The sequence below is a fragment of the Actinomadura sp. NPDC048955 genome (assembly GCF_040649435.1).
Taxonomy (GTDB): Bacteria; Actinomycetota; Actinomycetes; order Streptosporangiales; family Streptosporangiaceae; genus Spirillospora; species Spirillospora luteofluorescens.
The window spans coordinates 109,113-127,836 of sequence record NZ_JBEZJI010000008.1; the positions used below are offsets into that span (position 1 = coordinate 109,113).

The 18,724-nt window shown below is 71.7% G+C and carries 19 protein-coding genes; 13 read left to right on the forward strand and 6 right to left on the reverse strand.

The genetic code is table 11. The features are described from left to right. The first annotated feature begins 8 nt into the window (after positions 1 to 8). From AB0C84_RS11110 to AB0C84_RS11120, 3 genes are read left to right on the forward strand one after another with little or no spacing between them, the layout of a single operon-like run. Complete coding sequence (locus tag AB0C84_RS11110; RefSeq protein WP_179843561.1) at positions 9 to 1,244, forward strand: enolase C-terminal domain-like protein; 1,236 nt, start codon at positions 9 to 11, stop codon at positions 1,242 to 1,244. A gap of 10 nt (positions 1,245 to 1,254) precedes the next feature. After that, positions 1,255 to 1,734, forward strand: coding sequence for a GNAT family N-acetyltransferase (locus AB0C84_RS11115; RefSeq protein WP_179843560.1), 480 nt, complete (start codon positions 1,255 to 1,257; stop codon positions 1,732 to 1,734). Positions 1,735 to 1,773: 39 nt separating this feature from the next. Beyond that, the gene (locus AB0C84_RS11120) at positions 1,774 to 2,133 is read left to right on the forward strand and encodes a hypothetical protein (RefSeq protein ID WP_361064004.1); all 360 of its coding nucleotides are present in this window, start codon (positions 1,774 to 1,776) and stop codon (positions 2,131 to 2,133) included. A 57-nt stretch (positions 2,134 to 2,190) separates the two neighbouring features. Here AB0C84_RS11120 and sodN read toward each other — a convergent pair whose 3' ends face one another. Then, positions 2,191 to 2,592, reverse strand: coding sequence for a superoxide dismutase, Ni (gene sodN / locus AB0C84_RS11125; protein ID WP_179843558.1), 402 nt, complete (start codon positions 2,590 to 2,592; stop codon positions 2,191 to 2,193). Positions 2,593 to 2,775: 183 nt separating this feature from the next. On the opposite strand from sodN, the gene sodX reads away from it, so the two are divergent. From sodX to AB0C84_RS11155, 6 genes are all read left to right on the forward strand, one after another. Continuing rightward, on the forward strand, positions 2,776 to 3,168 hold the full coding sequence (gene sodX, locus AB0C84_RS11130) for a nickel-type superoxide dismutase maturation protease (protein ID WP_361064008.1): 393 nt from the start codon (positions 2,776 to 2,778) through the stop codon (positions 3,166 to 3,168). 117 nt (positions 3,169 to 3,285) lie between these two features. Next, positions 3,286 to 4,176, forward strand: coding sequence for an ABC transporter ATP-binding protein (locus AB0C84_RS11135; protein WP_361064011.1), 891 nt, complete (start codon positions 3,286 to 3,288; stop codon positions 4,174 to 4,176). Next, complete coding sequence (locus AB0C84_RS11140; RefSeq protein WP_361064015.1) at positions 4,173 to 5,192, forward strand: ABC transporter permease subunit; 1,020 nt, start codon at positions 4,173 to 4,175, stop codon at positions 5,190 to 5,192. The genes AB0C84_RS11135 and AB0C84_RS11140 overlap by 4 nt, the downstream gene beginning before the upstream one ends. Positions 5,193 to 5,284: 92 nt before the next feature. After that, entirely contained in the window at positions 5,285 to 5,788 is a 504-nt protein-coding gene (locus AB0C84_RS11145) for a hypothetical protein (RefSeq protein ID WP_361064018.1), read from the forward strand. An 80-nt stretch (positions 5,789 to 5,868) separates the two neighbouring features. Further along, positions 5,869 to 7,020, forward strand: coding sequence for a histidine kinase (locus AB0C84_RS11150; RefSeq protein WP_361064021.1), 1,152 nt, complete (start codon positions 5,869 to 5,871; stop codon positions 7,018 to 7,020). Then, positions 7,020 to 7,676, forward strand: coding sequence for a response regulator transcription factor (locus tag AB0C84_RS11155; protein ID WP_361064024.1), 657 nt, complete (start codon positions 7,020 to 7,022; stop codon positions 7,674 to 7,676). Before AB0C84_RS11150 ends, AB0C84_RS11155 begins: the two co-directional genes overlap by 1 nt. Positions 7,677 to 7,740: 64 nt before the next feature. Here the strand turns inward: AB0C84_RS11155 and AB0C84_RS11160 are convergent, their stop codons facing one another. Further along, a complete protein-coding gene (locus AB0C84_RS11160) occupies positions 7,741 to 8,931 on the reverse strand; it encodes an NADP-dependent malic enzyme (RefSeq protein ID WP_361064027.1) in 1,191 nt (396 codons plus the stop codon). Between the two features lie 358 nt (positions 8,932 to 9,289). Between AB0C84_RS11160 and AB0C84_RS11165 the strand changes: the two genes are divergently transcribed. From AB0C84_RS11165 to AB0C84_RS11180, 4 genes are all read left to right on the forward strand, one after another. Then, entirely contained in the window at positions 9,290 to 10,201 is a 912-nt protein-coding gene (locus AB0C84_RS11165) for an ABC transporter substrate-binding protein (protein ID WP_179843551.1), read from the forward strand. Between the two features lie 4 nt (positions 10,202 to 10,205). Beyond that, positions 10,206 to 11,117 carry an amino acid ABC transporter permease gene (locus tag AB0C84_RS11170; RefSeq protein WP_361064030.1) on the forward strand — a complete coding sequence of 304 codons (912 nt, stop codon included), beginning with the start codon at positions 10,206 to 10,208 and terminating at the stop codon, positions 11,115 to 11,117. Between the two features lie 68 nt (positions 11,118 to 11,185). Continuing rightward, on the forward strand, positions 11,186 to 11,938 hold the full coding sequence (locus AB0C84_RS11175; protein WP_258943460.1) for an amino acid ABC transporter ATP-binding protein: 753 nt from the start codon (positions 11,186 to 11,188) through the stop codon (positions 11,936 to 11,938). A 77-nt stretch (positions 11,939 to 12,015) separates the two neighbouring features. Further along, a complete protein-coding gene (locus AB0C84_RS11180) occupies positions 12,016 to 12,984 on the forward strand; it encodes a zinc-binding dehydrogenase (protein WP_258943373.1) in 969 nt (322 codons plus the stop codon). A gap of 33 nt (positions 12,985 to 13,017) precedes the next feature. On the opposite strand, the gene AB0C84_RS11185 is transcribed toward AB0C84_RS11180, so the two are convergent. The 4 genes from AB0C84_RS11185 to AB0C84_RS11200 all read right to left on the reverse strand — a co-directional run bounded on the left by AB0C84_RS11185 (position 13,018) and on the right by AB0C84_RS11200 (position 18,592). Next, a complete protein-coding gene (locus tag AB0C84_RS11185; protein ID WP_258943374.1) occupies positions 13,018 to 13,740 on the reverse strand; it encodes a PadR family transcriptional regulator in 723 nt (240 codons plus the stop codon). Positions 13,741 to 13,744: 4 nt separating this feature from the next. Beyond that, entirely contained in the window at positions 13,745 to 14,566 is an 822-nt protein-coding gene (locus tag AB0C84_RS11190) for a DUF4097 family beta strand repeat-containing protein (RefSeq protein ID WP_179843547.1), read from the reverse strand. 82 nt (positions 14,567 to 14,648) lie between these two features. Continuing rightward, positions 14,649 to 14,828, reverse strand: coding sequence for a DUF6104 family protein (locus AB0C84_RS11195; protein ID WP_258943376.1), 180 nt, complete (start codon positions 14,826 to 14,828; stop codon positions 14,649 to 14,651). A gap of 71 nt (positions 14,829 to 14,899) precedes the next feature. Then, positions 14,900 to 18,592: a multifunctional oxoglutarate decarboxylase/oxoglutarate dehydrogenase thiamine pyrophosphate-binding subunit/dihydrolipoyllysine-residue succinyltransferase subunit gene (locus tag AB0C84_RS11200; RefSeq protein ID WP_361064036.1), complete on the reverse strand. Its 3,693-nt coding sequence runs from the start codon at positions 18,590 to 18,592 to the stop codon at positions 14,900 to 14,902. Positions 18,593 to 18,724: the final 132 nt, after the last annotated feature.

Here is an 18,724-nt window from a genome sequence, read left to right on the forward strand (position 1 = left end):
GGGGACACATGAAGATCACAGGCATCCGCGCCACCACGGTCACCGTGCCGCTGGAGGCGCCCCTCCTGCACAGCAACGGCGCGCACTGGGGCCGCTTCGTCCGGACGATCGTCGAGGTCGAGGCCGACAACGGCCTGGTCGGGCTGGGCGAGATGGGCGGCGGCGGGCAGAGCGCCGAGGCCGCCTTCCAGGCCCTCGCCCCGCACCTGGAGGGCCACGACCCGTTCGAGCTGGAGGCGCTCCGCTTCAAGATCGCCAACCCGACGGCGAGCCTGTACAACAACCGCACGCAGATGCTCGCCGCCATCGAGTTCGCCTGCCTCGACCTCGTCGGCCAGCATCTCGGCGTCCCGGTGCACGACCTGCTCGGCGGCCGCATCCGCGAGTCCGTCCCGTTCGCGTCCTACCTGTTCTACCGCTACCCGGGCGCCGGGGGATCGGCGGAGGTCCGCACCCCCGAGCAGCTCGTCGAGCACGCCCGCGCGCTCAAGGACGCGCACGGGTTCACCGTCCACAAGCTGAAGGGCGGGGTGTTCCCGCCGGGCCACGAGCTGGAGTGCTACAAGGCGCTCGCCGAGGCGTTCCCCGGCGACCGCTTCCGCTACGACCCGAACTCCGTGCTGAGCCTGGAGGAGGGCCTGCGGTTCGGGAAGGCCATCGAGGACCTGCCCAACGACTATCTGGAGGACCCCGTCCTCGGGCTGGAGGGGCTGCGGCTCGTCCGCGAGCGCGTCAACGTCCCGCTCGCCACCAACACCGTCGTCGTGAACTTCGAGCAGCTCGCCGCGAACGTGCTGCGCCGCAGCGCGGACGTCGTCCTGCTCGACACCACGTTCTGGGGCGGCATCCGGCCGTGCGTGAAGGCCGCCGGCGTGTGCGAGACGTTCCAGATCGGCGTCGCCGTCCACTCCTCCGGCGAGCTCGGCATCCAGCTCGCCACCATGCTGCACCTCGGCGCCGTCCTGCCCAACCTCACCTACGCCGCCGACGCGCACTACCACCACCTCGCCGACGACGTCATCGAGGGCGGGCCGATGCGGTACTCCGGCGGCAGGATCCCGGTGCCGTCCGGCCCCGGCCTCGGCGTCCGCCTGGACCGTGACAAGGTGGCCGAGTACGCGGAGCTGTACCGGGAGCTCGGCGGCTACCCCTACGACCGCGACCCCGGCCGCCCGGGCTGGTACCCGCTCGTCCCCAACGACCGGTGGGCCGATCCCGACGCCGCACTTCCGCCGCTCGCATAACCTGCCGGGTGTGATTCGTTACGCGACGGCCGGCGACGTCCCGGAGATCCTGCGGCTGATCCGCGAGCTGGCGGAGTACGAGCGCGCCCTCCACGAGGTGAAGGCGACCGAGGACCAGCTCCGGGACCGGCTGTTCGGCGACGACCCCCAGGTCTTCGCCCACGTCGCCGAGCACGACGGCCGGGTCGTCGGGTTCGCCGTGTGGTTCCTCACGTTCTCCACGTGGAACGGCACGCACGGCATCTACCTGGAAGACCTGTTCGTCGAGCCGGAGTACCGCGGCCACGGCTACGGCAGGGCGCTGCTCACCGAGCTGGCCCGCGTCGCCGACGACCGCGGGTACGGGCGCGTCGAATGGTCCGTCCTGGACTGGAACGAGCCCGCGATCGGGTTCTACAGGGCCCTCGGCGCCGGCCCGAAGGACGGGTGGACGGTCTACCGCCTCACCGGCGACGCCCTCACCCGGGCCGCCCGCCCGTCCGACGGCTGACTTGCATCCGGGACCGGGGTACGGACCTACCGTCGGGCCATGGAACTTCAGCAGGTACCGGCCCGGCCGGACGACGAGGGATGGGTGCCGCCGGCGTGCACGCTGCCGACGGCCGAGCGGCCGTTGCGGGTGGCCGAGTTCGACGCGCTCTTCGCCGAGGATGTGACGTCCGTGCGGCCCGCCGGGGCGGGCCGGGTGCGGATGGAGCTGCGCCCTGACCCGCGGGCGGCCGGGCGGGCCGCCGAGCTCGCCGCCCGGGAGACGGGCTGCTGCTCGTTCTTCACCTTCACCCTCACCGCCACCGGCGGCGCGCTGGCCATGGAGATCAGTACCGGCGACCGCCACACCGGGGTCCTGGACGCGCTGACGGCCCGCGCCGCCAGGACGGCCGCCCCCTGACACGCCGCGAGGGCCGTCCGGGAACGGACGGCCCTCGCGGTGGTGAGCTGGACGCGCTCAGCCCTGCTTGGTCTCCCAGAAGATCTTGTCGATCTCGGCGATCTTCGCCAGCAGGTCCTCCGCGGCCTTGGAGTCCATGCCGCCCTTGGTGCCGGAGGCGCCCGCGAGCTTGGTGGCCTCGTTGAACAGCTGGTGCAGCTGCGGGTACTTCTCGAAGTGCGGCGGCTTGAAGTAGTCGGTCCAGAGCACCCACAGGTGCTCCTTGACCAGCTGCGAGCGCTGCTCCTTGATCAGGATCGCCCGGGCGCGGAACTCCGGGTCCTCGTTGGCGGCGTACTTCTCAATGATCGCCTTCACGGACTCGGCCTCGATCCGGGCCTGCGCCGGGTCGTAGACGCCGCACGGCAGGTCGCAGTGCGCAGACACCGTGGTCTTCGGGCGCAGAAGCTTGAGCAACACCTGCTAGTCCCTTCCCTCGTTGCGGATCATGCTCAGGTCACCGACATTACCCTTGTGCACCGGGGCCCGTCCGGGCAGGGCACTCGGTAATTCGGCCTAAGACCCGGGCCGTCCGGCCCGGAACCTCTCCAGCAGTGTTCATGACCGCCGCCCGCCGAAGTATGCGGGCCGACGAGGAGGACCATGCGGATCCGGACCCCGGCGCTGTGCGTCCCGGCGGCGGCGGCGCTGGTCGCGCTCGCCGCGCGGAGGCTGCGGACGGTCGAGGTCACCGGGGAGTCGATGCTTCCGGGGCTGCGGCCCGGGGACTGGCTCATCGTCCGCGATGGCGCCCGGCCCGCGCCCGGTGCCGTGGTCGTCGCCGAGCACCCGGAGCGCCGGGGACTGCTCATCGTGAAGCGCGTCTCGCACCGGTCGGCGGACGGGTGGTGGCTGGAGAGCGACAACCAGCGCGCCCTCGGCGCCAAGGACAGCTGGGATTTCGGTCCCGTCGCCGACGACCTGGTCGTGGGGCGGGTCGTGGGACGTTACTGGCCTCGCCCCCGCGTGCTTCTGACCCGGCGGCGGGAGCGCTGACCGGAGCCTCGTTCGGCTGAGCGCCGGCGTCGAACCGGCCGAAAGTACGACCGCCGTCCACGGGAACCGTGCTTTGGGCCGGTGATCCGAGCGGGTGCCGTCGCCGACGATTCCGGTATGCCACTTGAAGAGCCGATCCCGATGCTGCACGCAGACGGACTGACGAAGAGATACGGACGCAGGGAGGCGCTGAGCAGCGTCGATCTGCGCGTTCCGGCCGGACGCGTCGTGGGGCTGGTGGGTCCGAACGGGGCCGGCAAGTCCACGCTGCTGAACCTCGCCTGCGGGTTGCTGGAGCCGACGTCGGGCTCGCTGCGCGTGCTGGGCTCCAAGCCGGCGGCGAGCGCCGCGCACCTGGCCAGAGTCGGGTTCGTGGCGCAGAACACTCCGGTGTACCCGTCGTTCAGCGTGGAGGACCACCTGCGCATGGGGGCGCGCCTGAACCCGTCCTGGGACCGGAGGCTGGCCGAACGGCGCATCGAGCAGGTCGGGCTGAACCCGAAGCAGAAGGCGGGACGCCTGTCGGGCGGCCAGCGCGCGCAGCTGGCGCTGACCGTCGCCGCCGCCAAGCGGCCCGAACTGCTGGTCTTCGACGAGCCGGCCGCCGCGCTGGACCCGCTGGCGCGCCAGGGGTTCCTGGCGAACCTGATGGAGTTCGTCGCGGAGCTCGGCGCCAGCGCCGTGCTGTCGTCGCACCTGCTCGGCGACATCGAGCAGGTCTGCGACCACCTCATCGTGCTGTGCGACTCGCGGGTCCAGGTGGCCGGCGACGTCCGGGACCTGCTGGCCGGCCACCACCGGCTGGTCGCGCCCGGCGGCGGCCTCGGCCCGCTGCCCGCGGGCGTCGAGGTCATTCAAAGGGAGCACGGCGGCGCGCTGGTGCGCACCGGCCTCCCGCCCTCGGAGCTTCCGCACCGGGCCGAGCCCGTCAGGCTCGAAGAACTGGTGCTCGCGTACATGTCGCGGGCGAACGCGCCCGCCGCCCAGGCACGGGAGGGAGCACGATGATCTGGTTGAACTGGCGGCAGTTCCGCCTCCAGGCGATCGCCGGTGCGGCCGGGCTCGTCCTGATCGCCGCCTACCTGCTGTACCTGGGCCTGGACATCCGGGAGGCGCACGACGCCTACCGGGCGCGGTGCACCGACACCGCCGCCTGCGCCCAGGCCGTCGCCCAGTTCCAGGGCGCCTACCGGAACCCGCTGCTGTTCCTGGCCGCCGGACTCCAGCTGATCGCCGTCGTCATCGGCGCGTTCTGGGGCGCACCGCTGATCGCCCGGGAACTGGAACTCGGCACCCACCGGCTGGTGTGGAGCCAGAGCGTGACGCGGCGCCGCTGGCTGATCGGCAGGATGGCGTTCGTCGGCCTGGCCGCGGTGATCCTGACGGGCCTGGCCGCCCTGCTGCTCACCTGGGCCGCCTCACCGTACGACGAGGTCGCCGCCGACCGGTTCGGGACGATCGAGTTCGGCGCCCGCAACATCGCCCCGATCGGCTATGCCCTCCTCGCCTTCGCGCTCGGCACCACCGTCGGCCTGTTCGTCCGGCGGACGCTTCCGGCCATGGCCATCACGGGCGTCGTCTTCATCGTCGTCCAGTTCGCGGTGCCGAACCTGGTGCGCCCGCACCTCATGCCGTCCGAGAGGACGAGCCTGCCGATGACCGCGCAGACCGTCAACCAGGCCAGGAGCCTGGGCAGCATCACCGGCGCCCCCGTCATCGGAGGCCTGCAGGTGCCCGGGGCCCCGGACGCGTGGATCAGCGAGACCAGCCCGCTGCGAACCCGCGACGGGCGGACGCTCAGCGGGAGCACGTTCAACGCGTGCCTCGACACCCCGCCGAAGACCGGCGCCGGCGGCACGTTCGGCGACGCCGCGGTGTGCCTGGGCGCGCTCGACCTGCACGTCGACGTCGAATACCAGCCCAGTGGCCGTTACTGGAACTTCCAATTGGCCGAAACCGGGCTGTACCTGCTGGCCTGCGCGCTCCTCACCGCCATTTCCCTGCGCCGCGTCCGGCGTGCGTGAAGCGACCGATCCCCGACAGCGAAACCAGGTCTCTCATGTCGCATGCGAACAGTCATCAGAATGGTGCCGGCGGGTCTCCAGTGACACCGGGCATGCTGGTCAACGCGGGGTTGGGCGTGGTGTTCGCCTCGGGCACCGCCTTCACGGCGTTCATGCTCATCACCAGCTGGGGCGGCACTTCCTGGCTCTGCACCACCGCCTTTTCGGTGGTGACGTGCGGGCTGGCGCTGCTGCGCGGGCGGCGAAGGGTGCGGCCCGCGGCCGCCGGGCTGGTCGTGGCGGCCGGCGCGGTGGCGGCGTCCATGGCGGCCGACCTGCCGCAGGAGCCGTCGCCCATGACGGCCCTGGCCCTCGCCGTGCTCGTCGGCTCGGCGCTCCGGTCGCTGCCGGTGCCGTCGGCGGCCGCCGTCGCCGCGGGCGGCGCCGCGGTGATCGCGTTCGGCTGGTATGCCAAGCCCAGCGCCCTGATGGCCCTGGCCACGCTGCTGGTGGCGGGCGGGTTCGTGGTGGGGGCGCTGCTCCGCGCGGTCGACCTCGTCCGGCGGAACGGTGCCGAGGGCGCCGGGCCGCCGCCGGCCGGCCCGCCACCGTGGTGAGGCCGGGGCCTGCCCGGGACCTGCCCGGCGGTGCTCCGTCCGCGCGCGGCACCGGACGGAGCACCGCTAGCCTGGCCGGCGTGACCGATCCGGGTGCGTGGGGACGCCGCGTCTCCGTGGCCGGGCTGGGCGCCGTCTTCCTCGCGGCGATCTTCGTGCAGGCCGCCGCCATCGCGCAGAGCTGGGGCTCCTGGTACTGGGCGCCGGGCAGCGCCGCCGCGGCGGCGGTGTGCGTTCCGGCGCTGCTGGGGCTGCGCCGGCCCCGCTGGCCGACCGTCGCGGGGTTCGGCCTCGCGGCGGCGGCCATCGTCGGCGTCCGCGTCGCCGGCACCGACCTTCCCGCCGAACCCAGCCCGGCGATGACGCTGGGGCTGGCGGTGCTGACCTGCTCCGCGCTCCGGATCCTCGCGCCGGTGCCCGCCGCCGCCGTCGCGGCCGCCGGACCGGTGGTGATCGTCGCCGGTCAGCTCGCCGCCGGCCCGCCGTCCGCGGGCCTCGCGGCGGTGACGGCGCTGGACGGCCTGGTCTGGACGGCCGCGGTCGGCGCCGGGCTGTCGCTGCGGCTCCTGGACGCGCGGGCGCGCGGGGTCGCCGAGCAGGTCCGCCGGGACGAGAGGCTGGAGCTGGCCCGGGAGCTGCACGACGTCGTCGCCCACCACATCACCGGCATGGTGGTCCAGGCGCAGGGCGCCCAGGTGGTCGCGCGGCGGAACCCGGAGCAGGTGGGCGAGTACCTCGGCGAGATGGAGGCCGCGGGCACCGAGGCGCTGGCCGCGATGCGCCGCGTCGTCGGGCTGCTGCGCGACGCCGACGACGCGGCACCGGCGTCCCCCGGGCCGGAGGGTCTCGGCGCGCTGGTGGAGCGCTTCCGCCGGCAGGGCCCGGAGGTGCGGCTGAGCCCGCCGGACGGGGGCGCGGACGCCGGGTGGCCGCCGGAGGTGACCACCACCGTGTACCGCGTCGCCCGGGAGGCGCTGACGAACGTGCTGCGGCACGCGCCCGGGGCCCGGTCCGTGACGGTCGCCGTCGAGCAGGGCGCGGGGTGCGTCACCGTCGAGGTCGCCGACGACGCCCCGGCGGCCCCGGCCCGGCACCCCCATCGCGGCGGCTACGGACTGATCGGCATGCGCGAACGCGTCGAATCGCTGGGCGGCTCGCTGAGCGCCGGGCCGCGGCCCGGCGGCGGCTGGTCGGTGTCGGCGACCCTGCCCGTCCCCACCAGGGAGCCCTGATGACCATCTCGGTCCTGCTCGCCGACGACCAGGCGATGGTCCGCCGCGGGCTGCGGCTGATCCTGGAGGACCAGCCCGACATCAGCGTCGTCGGGGAGGCGCCCGACGGGGCCGAGGCGGTCGCCCTCGCCCGGCGGCTGCGCCCGGACGTGTGCCTGGTGGACATCAGGATGCCCCGGCTCGACGGCATCGCGGTCACCCGCGCGCTGGCCGGCCCGCAGGTGCCCGACCCGCTGCGGGTCGTCGTCGTCACGACCTTCGACCTGGACGAGTACGTCTACGGCGCGCTGCGCGGCGGCGCGGTCGGCTTCGTCCTCAAGGACGCCGGGCCCGCCCTGCTCGTCGAGGCGGTCCGCGCCGCCCACAACGGCGAGGCCCTGGTCTCGCCGTCCGTCACCGTCAGGCTCCTGCGGCACCTGACGGCCGCCTCGGCGCCGCCGCGCGCCGCGCGGCCCGCGCCTCTGTCGGACCGCGAGGTCGAGGTCGTCCGGGCCCTGGCACGCGGCCGCACCAACCAGGAGATCGCCGCGGAGCTGTTCATCTCGTTGAGCACGGTCAAGAGCCACCTGGCGGGCATCCAGACCAAGCTGGGGGTCCGCAACCGCGTCGGGATCGTCACCTGGGCGTGGGAGAACCACCTCGTCGACACGGCCTGACGCCGCACGGCACCGCCCGGCGCGCGGCCCGTGCTCCGGGAACGGAACACGGGCCGGCGGCGGGTCAGACGCGGGCGACGCCCTCTTCGCGGGCCTTGGCGGCGACCGCGGCCGTGACGGCCGGGGCGACGCGGTCGTCGAACGGCCCGGGGATGACGTAGTCGGCGGTCAGGTCGTCGCCGACGATGCCGGCGAGGGCGTTCGCCGCCGCCAGCTTCATCCCCTCGGTGATCGTGTGGGCCCGGACGTCCAGCGCGCCGCGGAAGATGCCGGGGAACGCCAGCACGTTGTTGATCTGGTTCGGGAAGTCGCTGCGCCCGGTCGCGACCACCTTGGCGTGCCGGCGCGCGACCTCCGGGTGGACCTCGGGGGTCGGGTTGGAGAGGGCGAAGACGATCGCGCTGTCCGACATCGTGGCGACGCACGACTCGTGGACGGTGCTGCCGGACAGGCCGATGAACACGTCGGCGCCGCGGAGGGCCTCCTCCGTGGAGCCCTTCAGGTGCGAGCGGTTCGTGATCGCGGCGATGCGCTCCTTGACGGGGTTCAGGCCGTCGCGTCCCTCGTGGATGATCCCCTTGCTGTCGGACAGGGCGATGTCGCCGATGCCCGCCTCGATCAGGATCTGCGAGACCGCGATGCCGGACGCGCCCGCGCCCGCCACGACCGCGCGCAGCTCCGACAGCGGCTTGCCGACGAAGCGCGCCGCGTTGGTGAGGGCGGCGAGCGCCACGATCGCGGTGCCGTGCTGGTCGTCGTGGAAGACGGGGATGTCGAGGGCGGCGCGCAGCCGGTCCTCGATCTCGAAGCAGCGGGGGGCGCTGATGTCCTCCAGGTTGATGCCGCCGAAGCTCGGCGCCATCCGGATCACGGTGTCGACGATCTCGTCGACGCCCGTGCAGTTCAGCGCGATCGGCACGGAGTCGACGTCCGCGAACTCCTTGAACAGCAGCGACTTGCCCTCCATGACCGGCATGGAGGCCGCCGGGCCGATGTCGCCGAGCCCGAGCACGGCGGTGCCGTCGGTCACGACGGCGACGACCTTGGAGGTCCAGGTGTACTCGTAGGCCAGCTCGGGGTTGTCGGCGATCGCGGTGCACACCCGCGCGACGCCCGGCGTGTAGGCCAGTGAGAGATCGTCCTTGTTGCGGACGGGGATGGTCGAGCGCATCTCCAGCTTGCCGCCGCGGTGCAGCGGAAAGGCCGGATCGTCGTCCAGTGAGGGTGGTTCGGTGGGAATGGGCTCAGCAGCCACAGCGACCCCTGTCTGTGAAAGTTGGCTTTCTGAGATGCCGCCGCGGTGGTGGTCTGGTGTGGCCGGTCACCCGGTGGATCTCGCGACGCACGGGGGTCACCCGTTGTCTGATTGTGCCACAGGGGGGTGGGGCCGCCCGGAGGCCGGGGTGGGTGGTGACCGTCACGTGACCGTGCCCACACGGTGGCGGGTCGGTCGCGTTGCGTAGGGCATACCCGGTGGATGATGGCCGATCCGGGTTCGCCTCGTTGCGTGATTGTTTCGCACCCTTTATCCAGATCAGGGACGTTGTACGCCAAACTATGCACCTGACCATCGGATCTACGCGGATCCGACGAAACCACCAGGAGGGGGACCAGTGATCACCGGTTCTCTGCGCCGCCGCGCCGTCGCGGCGAGCGCGCTCGTACTGACGGGCGCGCTCGCGCTGTCCGCATGCGGCGACAGCAACGACTCTGGCGACTCGGGCTCCGCGGCCTCGAACACGAGCGTCGACAGCAAGCTCGCGGCGATGGTCCCGGCCGCGATCAAGAGCGACGGGAAGATCTCGATCGGCACGGACGCCTCGTACCCGCCCAACGAGTCCGTCGATCCCGCCTCGCAGAAGATCGTCGGCTGGGACGTCGACCTGTTCAACGCCGTCGCGGCCAAGCTCGGCCTGAAGACCCAGTACAGCAACGCCGGCTTCGACACGATCATCCCCGGCGTCCAGTCCGGCAAGTACGAGGCCGGCGTCTCCTCCTTCACCGACACCAAGGAGCGGGAGCAGGCCGTCGACTTCATCACCTACTACTCCGCCGGGACGTCCTGGGCCGTGCTCAAGGGCAACCCGAAGGGCGTCAACCCCGACGACGCCTGCGGCAAGTCCATCGGCGTCCAGCAGGGCACCGTCCAGGTCGACGACCTCACCGCGCGCAGCAAGAAGTGCACCGACGCGGGCAAGCCGGCCATCAAGAGCGTCGTCCGCAAGCAGCAGACCGAGGTCAACAACGACCTCGTCGCGGGCAAGGTCGACGGCATGGCCGCCGACTCGCCCATCGTCGGCGACGCGGTGAAGAAGACCGGCGGCAAGCTGGAGATCATCGGCCAGACCTACGACACCGCCCCCTACGGCTACGCGGTCGGCAAGAACTCCGGCCAGCTCAAGGAGGCCATCCAGGGCGCGCTGAAGGCCCTGATCGCCGACGGCACCTACAAGAAGATCCTCACCGACGCCGGCGTGGAGACCGGTGCGATCACCGAACCGAAGATCAACGGGGCGCAGAGCTGATCGCATGACGGTCGACAACGACGCCGGCAAGGGGCGGCCTGAGGCGATCAAGGCCGTCCCCGTCCGGCATCCGGGGCGCTGGCTCGGGGCGGCGGTCGTCCTCGTGCTGGTCGCCATGTTCATCAACTTCCTGCTGACCAGCAAGGCGCTCGACTGGACCGAGCAGTGGAAGTACCTGTTCTCGGACCCGGTGCTCAAGGGCGTCCGGAACACCATCTGGCTCACCCTCGCCGCCATGGTCGGCGCCGTCGTGCTCGGCATCGGGCTCGCCCTGATGCGGCTGTCGGCCAACCCCCTGCTGAGCGGCGCGGCCTGGGTGTACCTGTGGTTCTTCCGCGGGACGCCGCTCTACACGCAGCTGCTCATCTGGGGCGCGATCGGCTCGCTGTTCCCCACGGTCGGGATCGGCGTCCCGTTCGGACCCGAGTTCCAGACGTGGCACACGCAGGAACTGGTCAACGCCGCGCTCGCCGCGTCGCTGGGGCTGATCCTCAACGAGGCCGCCTACATGGCCGAGATCGTCCGGGCCGGCATCCTGTCGGTGGACGAGGGGCAGCAGGAGGCCGCGAGCGCGCTCGGCATGTCCCGGATGCAGACGATGCGGCGGATCGTGCTGCCGCAGTCGATGCGCGTCATCGTCCCGCCGACGGGCAACGAGGCGATCTCGATGCTGAAGAACACCTCGCTCGTCGTGGCCGTCCCGTACTCGGAGCTGACCTTCACCGCGCAGACCATCTACGCCAGCACCTACAAGATCATCCCGATGCTGGTGATGGCCTGCCTGTGGTACCTGCTCCTCTCCTCGCTCATGATGATCGGGCAGCACTACCTGGAGCGGTACTACAGCAGAGGCACCAGCAGGGGGGTGGAGCCCAGGCAGCGGCTCCGCCTCCGCGGCGGAGGAGGCGGCCAGTGAGCGCAGGCGAGGACATCGCGGGCGGCGTCCCCGGCATCCCGGAGCCCGCGGCCGCGAGCGGCGGGCTGATGGTCAAGGCCGAGGCCGTGCACAAGTCCTTCGGGCGCCTCGAGGTGCTGAAGGGCATCGACCTGGAGGTCAAGTCCGGCGAGGTGATGTGCGTCGTCGGCCCGTCCGGCTCGGGCAAGTCGACGTTCCTGCGCTGCATCAACCACCTGGAGAAGATCAACGCGGGACGGCTGTGGGTGAACGGCCACCTCGTCGGCTACCGGGAGAAGGGCGGAAAGCTCTACGAGCTGCGCGACCGGGAGGTCGCCGCCCAGCGCCGCGAGATCGGCATGGTGTTCCAGCGGTTCAACCTCTTCCCGCACATGACGGCGCTGGAGAACGTCATGGAGGCGCCCTGCCGGGTGAAGAGGCAGCCGAAGGCGCAGGCCAGGGAGCGGGCCGTGGCGCTGCTCACCCGGGTCGGGCTAGGCGAGAAGGTGAAGAGCTACCCGGCGCAGCTGTCCGGCGGGCAGCAGCAGCGGGTCGCGATCGCGCGGGCCCTCGCCATGGAGCCCGCGCTGATGCTGTTCGACGAGCCGACCTCCGCGCTGGACCCCGAGCTCGTCGGCGAGGTCCTGGAGGTCATGAAGCAGCTCGCCCTCGACGGCATGACCATGGTCGTGGTCACCCACGAGATGGGCTTCGCCCGCGAGGTCGGCGACTCGCTCGTCTTCATGGACGGCGGCGTCGTGGTCGAGGAGGGCACCCCCCGGGAGGTCCTCGCCAACCCGAAGCACCCCCGCACCCAGGACTTCCTGTCCAAGGTGCTGTGACGCCCGGGCGCGCGGCCCGTCCCCGACACGCCGGGGGCGGGCCGTTTCGCTCGCCGGCCGGCGGTTAGTGTGCGTTCATGTTCGCTGTCACGGCCACACAGATCGACGCAGACCATCCGCTGAACGGGCTCACGCTGGGGGAGCGGCCCGAACCCGAGGTACCGGACGGCTGGACGACCGTCACGGTGAAGGCCGCCGCGCTCAACCACCACGACCTGTGGTCGCTGAAGGGCGTCGGCCTGCCCGCCGAACGTCTCCCCATGATCCTCGGCGGCGACGCGGCCGGGGTCGACGAGGACGGCAACGAGGTCATCGTCCACTCGGTGATCGGCGACCCGGACCGGGGCGGCGGCGACGAGACCCTCGACCCGAAGCGGTCGCTGCTGTCGGAGGTCCACCCCGGGACGCTCGCGGAGAAGGTCGCGGTGCCGCGCCGCAACCTCGTCCCCAAGCCCGCCGGGCTGTCGTTCGAGGAGGCGGCCTGCCTGCCGACCGCGTGGCTCACCGCCTACCGGATGCTGTTCGGCAAGGCCGGGCTCCAGCCCGGCGGGTCCGTGCTGGTGCAGGGCGCGGGCGGCGGCGTCGCGACCGCGGCGATCGCGCTGGCGGCCGCCGCCGGCCACCGCGTCTACGCGACCAGCCGCAGCGAGGCCAAGCGCAAGCGGGCCGAGGAGATCGGGGCCGACGCCGCCTTCGAGACGGGCGCGCGGCTGCCCGAGCGGGTCGACGCCGTGATCGAGACCGTCGGCCAGGCGACCTGGTCGCACTCGCTGAAGTCGCTGCGCCCCGGCGGGCGCGTCGTGGTGTCGGGCGCGACCAGCGGCCAGGTGCCGCCCGCCGAGCTGAACCGCGTGTTCTTCCTCCAGCTCCAGATCGTCGGCTCCACCATGGGGACCCGCGACCAGCTGGAGCGGCTCGCGCGCTTCCTGGTCAAGACCGGCGTGCGGCCGCAGATCGACCGGATCCTGCCGCTGAGCCGGGCGGAGGAGGGCTTCGCCGCCATGGCGGAGGGCGACCTCTTCGGCAAGATCGTCTTCACCCCGTGACGCCGTGCGGGAGACCGTGACCGGGGCGCCCGGTCACGGCTCCCGGCGGAAGACCTCGTCGCGCAGCCGCTCGCGGGCCTCGTCGAGGAGGGCCTGCGCGGCGGCGAGACCGTCGTCGTCCAGCCGGGCCTCCTTCGCGGACTCGCGGACGTCCTCGACGAACCGGCGCAGCAGGCGCTCCAGCTTGAGGCGGGCGACGTCGTCGCGGGTCCCGGTCGCCGTCTTCCAGGCGTCGTCCCAGTTCTGCCGCCACTCCTCCTTCCACGCCTGCTTCTGCTCCCGCCAGTGCTCCTTCTGCCGGCGCCACTCGTCCTTCTGGCGCTCGGTGGTCTCCTTCCACGCGTCCTTGGACGTGGCCTTGCCCTGGTCGCGCATCGTCCGGGCGGCCTGCGTCAGCTCCTCGCGCAGCGTCCGGACGGTCTGGCGGACGTCTTCCTGCACGCCGCGCGCGAACTCCTGCGCCGAGGCGGAGATCTCCTCCTCCAGCTCGGCCAGCTCGTCCATCCGGCGCTCCAGCTCCTCGCGCCCCTTGTCGGTCAGCGAGTAGACCTTCTTGCCCTTGACCACCTCGTGGGTGACCAGGCCCTCGGCCTCCAGCCGGGCCAGCCGCGGATAGATCGTGCCGGGGGAGGGCGAGTACACCCCGAGGAACCGGTCCTGCAGGAGCCGGATCACCTCGTAGCCGTGCCGCGGGCTCTCCTCCAGCAGCTTGAGCAGGTACAGCCGCAGGCGACCGTGGCCGAAGACGGGGCTCACGTCGTCACTTCTCCATTCGGGGTGTGGTGATCTCGGGGGCGTCGTCGTCGCGGCCGAGGAGGGCGATCGTGCCGGACACCGTGTTGACCGCGACCCGCCCCGAGCCGTCCCCCATTTTCCCGCTGACCGAGCGCGAGACGGCGCGTTCCTGGCGGTCGAACGGGAAGGACGTCTCGATCCGCCCGGCCGCCGAGTTCAACGTCACCTGCGCGCCGGTGGACGCCGGGACACGCAGCGCCACCTCGCCCGAGACCGTGTTCACCTCGACGCCGCCGCTCCCGGACAGGTCGACATCGGCGGCGATGCGGCCGCTGACCGTCCGGGCCGCCAGCCGCTCGACGGTCGCGCCGGCCAGCGTCAGGTCCCCGGACACGGAGGTGAACGACACCGTCCCGTCCAGGCCCTGCGCCTCGATCGCGCCGGAGACCGTGTTGGCGTCGATCGCGCCCGCCACCCCGTCGAGCGTCACCTCGCCCGAGGCGCTCTTGATCGACGTGCGGGCCGTCGTGCCGGTGACCACCGCGTCCGCCGACACCAGGTTGAGGCTGACCGGGCAGTCGCGCGGGACGGTCACCGTGATGGCCGCGCGGACCTTCTGGTTGCGCAGCCAGCCGAGCACGCCCTCCCAGAGCTTCTCGTGGGTGACGGTCAGCATCCCCGCCTCGTGCGTGACCACCAGCGGCGGCCCCTCGACGCCGCCGACCATGACGGAGGGGCGCTCGTCGGAGGCCAGCACCGACACGCTGCCCGCGATCAGCGTGACCCGCAGCGCGACCACGCCGTCGAAGTCGAGAGTGGTCGGTTCGTCGATCGTCCAGCGCGACATCACGATGTGCCCTTCGTCCGAGAGGCCTGCCGTCAGTTAACACGATATGTCGCGTCCCCTCGAAGTCAAGACATATCGCGTCTTACTCCTCGTCCTCCTCGTCGAGGCGCGCGAGCCAGGTGGCGAGGCGCTCGACGGGGGTCTCGAACTCCGGGTTCAGGTCGACGAACTCGCGCAGCCGGCCCGCCAGCCACTCCAGGCTGACCTCCTCCGCGCCGCGCCGGTCCGCCAGCTCCTCGATGCCGCGGTCGGTGAAGTACATCGCGTCCCTCCCCATGGACGCCGAGGGCCCCGGCGCGGTGCACCGGAGCCCTCGGATCGATCGGTACCGCTCTACTCCTGCTCGCCGAACAGGCGCGCGAGCAGCGCCTCCTGCTCCGCCTGGTGGAGCTTGTTCGACCCCACCGCGGGGGACGAGGACGCCGGGCGCGACACCCGCGACATCTTCAGCCCGTCGATGTGGCGCGGCAGCTTCAGAGCCATGAACGGCCAGGCGCCCATGTTGGCGGGCTCGTCCTGCACCCAGACGACCTCGACGTCATCCGGGTACTTGGCCAGCTCCGCCTTGATCTCGTCGACCGGCGGCGGGTAGAGCCGCTCGACCCGCACGACCGCGGTGTCGTTCGCACCGGTCGCCTGCCGGGCCTTCACGACCTCGTAGTAGATCTTGCCGGTGGTGAGCAGCACCCGCCGCACGCCCGCCGGGTCGATCGCCGGGTCGCTCTCCGGGATCACCGGCTGGAACACGCCACCGGTGATCTCCTCGACCGGGGAGGCGGCCGCCTTCAGCCGCAGCAGCACCTTCGGCGTGAACACGACCAGCGGCTTGTGCCGGTTCGACAGCACCTGCCAGCGCAGCAGGTGGAAGTAGTTCGCCGAAGTGGTCGGGTAGGCGACGGTCATGTTGTCCTGCGCGCACAGCTGCAGGTACCGCTCGATCCGCGCGGACGAGTGGTCGGGCCCCTGGCCCTCGTAGCCGTGCGGCAGCAGCAGCACGACGCCCGAGTGCTGGCCCCACTTCTGCTCGCCGGAGGAGATGTACTCGTCCACGATCGACTGGGCGCCGTTGGCGAAGTCGCCGAACTGGGCCTCCCAGCACACGAGCGCGTCGGGGCGGGTCATCGAGTAGCCGTACTCGAAGCCCATCGCGGCGTACTCGCTGAGCAGCGAGTCGTGCGCGTAGAACTTCGACACGCCCTGCCCGAACTGCTTGAGCGGCGTGTACTCCTCACCCGTCTTGCGGTCGACGAGCACCGCGTGCCGCTGGCCGAACGTGCCGCGCCGGGTGTCCTGCCCGACGAGCCGCACCGGGTGGCCGTCGATCAGCAGCGAGCCCATCGCCAGCAGCTCGCCGGTCGCCCAGTCGATCGCGTCGTCCTCGATCATCTGGGCGCGGCGCTGCAGGATCGGCTGGAGCCGCGGGTGCGGCGTGAAGCCCTCCGGCAGGCTGACCTGGGTGTCGATGATCCGCTTCACGGTCTCCAGCGGGATCGCCGAACCGGCGCTGCCGTGGTCGATCGGGATGCGCTCCTCGACGTCGGGCTTCACGACCGAGCCCGGTTCGAGGGGCTTCTTCACGGCCTCGCGGGTCTCGGTGAAGGCCCGCTCCAGCTGCTCCTGGTAGTCGCGGAGCGCCTGCTCGGCCTCCTCCACCGTGATGTCGCCGCGGCCGATCAGCGCCTCGGTGTAGAGCTTGCGGACGGACCGCTTGGCGTCGATCAGGTCGTACATCAGCGGCTGCGTGAACGAGGGGTTCTCGCCCTCGTTGTGGCCGCGCCGCCGGTAGCAGACCATGTCGATGACGACGTCCTTCTTGAACGTCTGCCGGTACTCGAACGCCAGCCGCGCCACCCGCGCGCACATCTCCGGGTCGTCGCCGTTCACGTGGAAGATCGGCGCCTGGATCATCCGCGCGACGTCGGTGGCGTAGACGCTGGAGCGCGAGTACTCCGGCGCCGTGGTGAAGCCCACCTGGTTGTTGATGATCACGTGCACGCTGCCGCCGGTGCGGTAGCCGCGCAGCTGCGACAGGTTCAGCGTCTCGGCCACCACGCCCTGCCCGGCGAACGCGGCGTCGCCGTGGATCAGGATCGGCAGCACGGTGAAGCCGGCCTCGCCGACGTCCAGCAGGTCCTGCTTGGCGCGGACGACGCCCTCCAGCACCGGGTCGACCGTCTCCAGGTGGGAGGGGTTCGCGACCAGCTCGGTGTGGATCTTGGAACCGTCGTCGGCGACGAAGTCGCCGGACGCCCCGAGGTGGTACTTCACGTCGCCCGAGCCCTGCGCGCTGCGCGGGTCGAGGTTGCCCTCGAACTCGCCGAAGATCTGCCCGTAGGACTTGCCGACGATGTTGGCGAGGACGTTCAGCCGGCCGCGGTGCGCCATGCCGATCACGACCTCGTCCAGGCTGGCCTTGGCCGCCGCCGAGATCACCGAGTCGAGCAGCGGGATGACCGACTCGCCGCCTTCGAGGGAGAACCGCTTCTGCCCGACGAACTTCGTCTGCAGGAACGTCTCGAACGCCTCGGCGCTGTTCAGCCGCCGCAGGACGTGCAGCTGCTCCTCGCGGGAGGGCTTTTCGTGCGGGACCTCGACGCGCTCCTGGATCCAGGCGCGCTCCTCGGGGTCCTGGATGTGCATGTACTCGATGCCGACCGTCCGGCAGTACGCCATCCGCAGCACGCCGAGGATGTCGCGCAGCTTCATCGTCGGCTTGCCGCCGAACCCGCCGGTCGCGAACTCGCGCTCCAGGTCCCACAGGGTGAGGCCGTGCTTGAGGATGTCGAGGTCGGGGTGGCGGCGCTGCTTGTACTCCAGCGGGTCGGTGTCGGCCATGAGGTGGCCGCGGACCCGGTAGGCGTGGATCAGCTCGTGGACGCGGGCGACCTTGGCGACGTCGTCCTCGTGGGTGGCGGAGATGTCCTTGACCCAGCGCACCGGCTCGTACGGGATGCGCAGGGCTTCGAAGATCTCGTCGTAGAAGCCGTCCTCGCCGAGCAGCAGCTGGTGGATGCGGCGCAGGAAGTCGCCGGACTGCGCGCCCTGGATGATCCGGTGGTCGTAGGTGGAGGTCAGCGTCATCACCTTGCTGATCCCCATGCGCGACAGGGTGTCGCTGGAGGCGCCCGCGAACTCGGCCGGGTACTCCATCGCGCCGACGCCGATGATCGTGCCCTGGCCGGGCATCAGCCGCGGCACCGAGTGGACGGTGCCGATCGTGCCCGGGTTGGTCAGGCTGATCGTGGTGCCCTGGAAGTCCTCCAGGGTGAGCTTGCCGCCGCGGGCCTTGCGGACGATCTCCTCGTAGCCGGCCCAGAACTGGCGGAAGTCCAGCGTCTCGGCGGCCTTGATGCTCGGCACCACGAGCTGGCGCGAGCCGTCGCCCTTCTGCAGGTCGATGGCCAGCCCGAAGTTGACGTGCTCGGGCCTGATCAGCACCGGCTTGCCGTCCACCTCGGTGAACGCGGCGTTCATCTCGGGCATCGCGGTCAGCGCCCTGACGATCGCGTACCCGATCAGGTGCGTGAAGGAGACCTTGCCGCCGCGCCCGCGCTTGAGATGGTTGTTGATGACGATGCGGTTGTCGATCAGCAGCTTGGCCGGGACGGCGCGCACGCTCGTCGCCGTCGGCACGCCGAGGCTGGCCTCCATGTTGGTGGCCGTCCGGGCGGCGACGCCGCGCAGCCGGACCTCCTCGGCCCCCGCCGGCACCGGTGGGGGCGCCGGCCTTTCCGCCTTCGGAGCGGGCGCCTTGGCGGCCGGCCTGGCCGGAGCCTTCGGCGGCTGCGGTGTCGGCGGAGCGGCCGCCGTGCCGTTGGCGGCCTTCGGGGCCGCGCCGTCGGCCTGGGGGGTGGCGGACACGGGCCGGCTGCCCGGCTGGTAGTCCGCGAAGAAGTTCCACCAGGCTTCGTCAACGGAGTTGGGGTCGTCGAGGTACTTCTGGTACAGCTCGTCGACCAGCCACTCGTTGGCGCCGAAATCGGTCAGCATCGGGTCGGCACTAGTATGCGACGACTCTGTCGACACGGCGGAGATCGCCCTCTTCCGCAGCTCGCAGGTAAGTTCTGAGACGCAACAAGGCTACTCGCACTTGCCCCCGCACCACGCCAGCGTGTCGCATCCCCGCCCACACCGCCCCCGCCGTTGGCCGAACCGGCC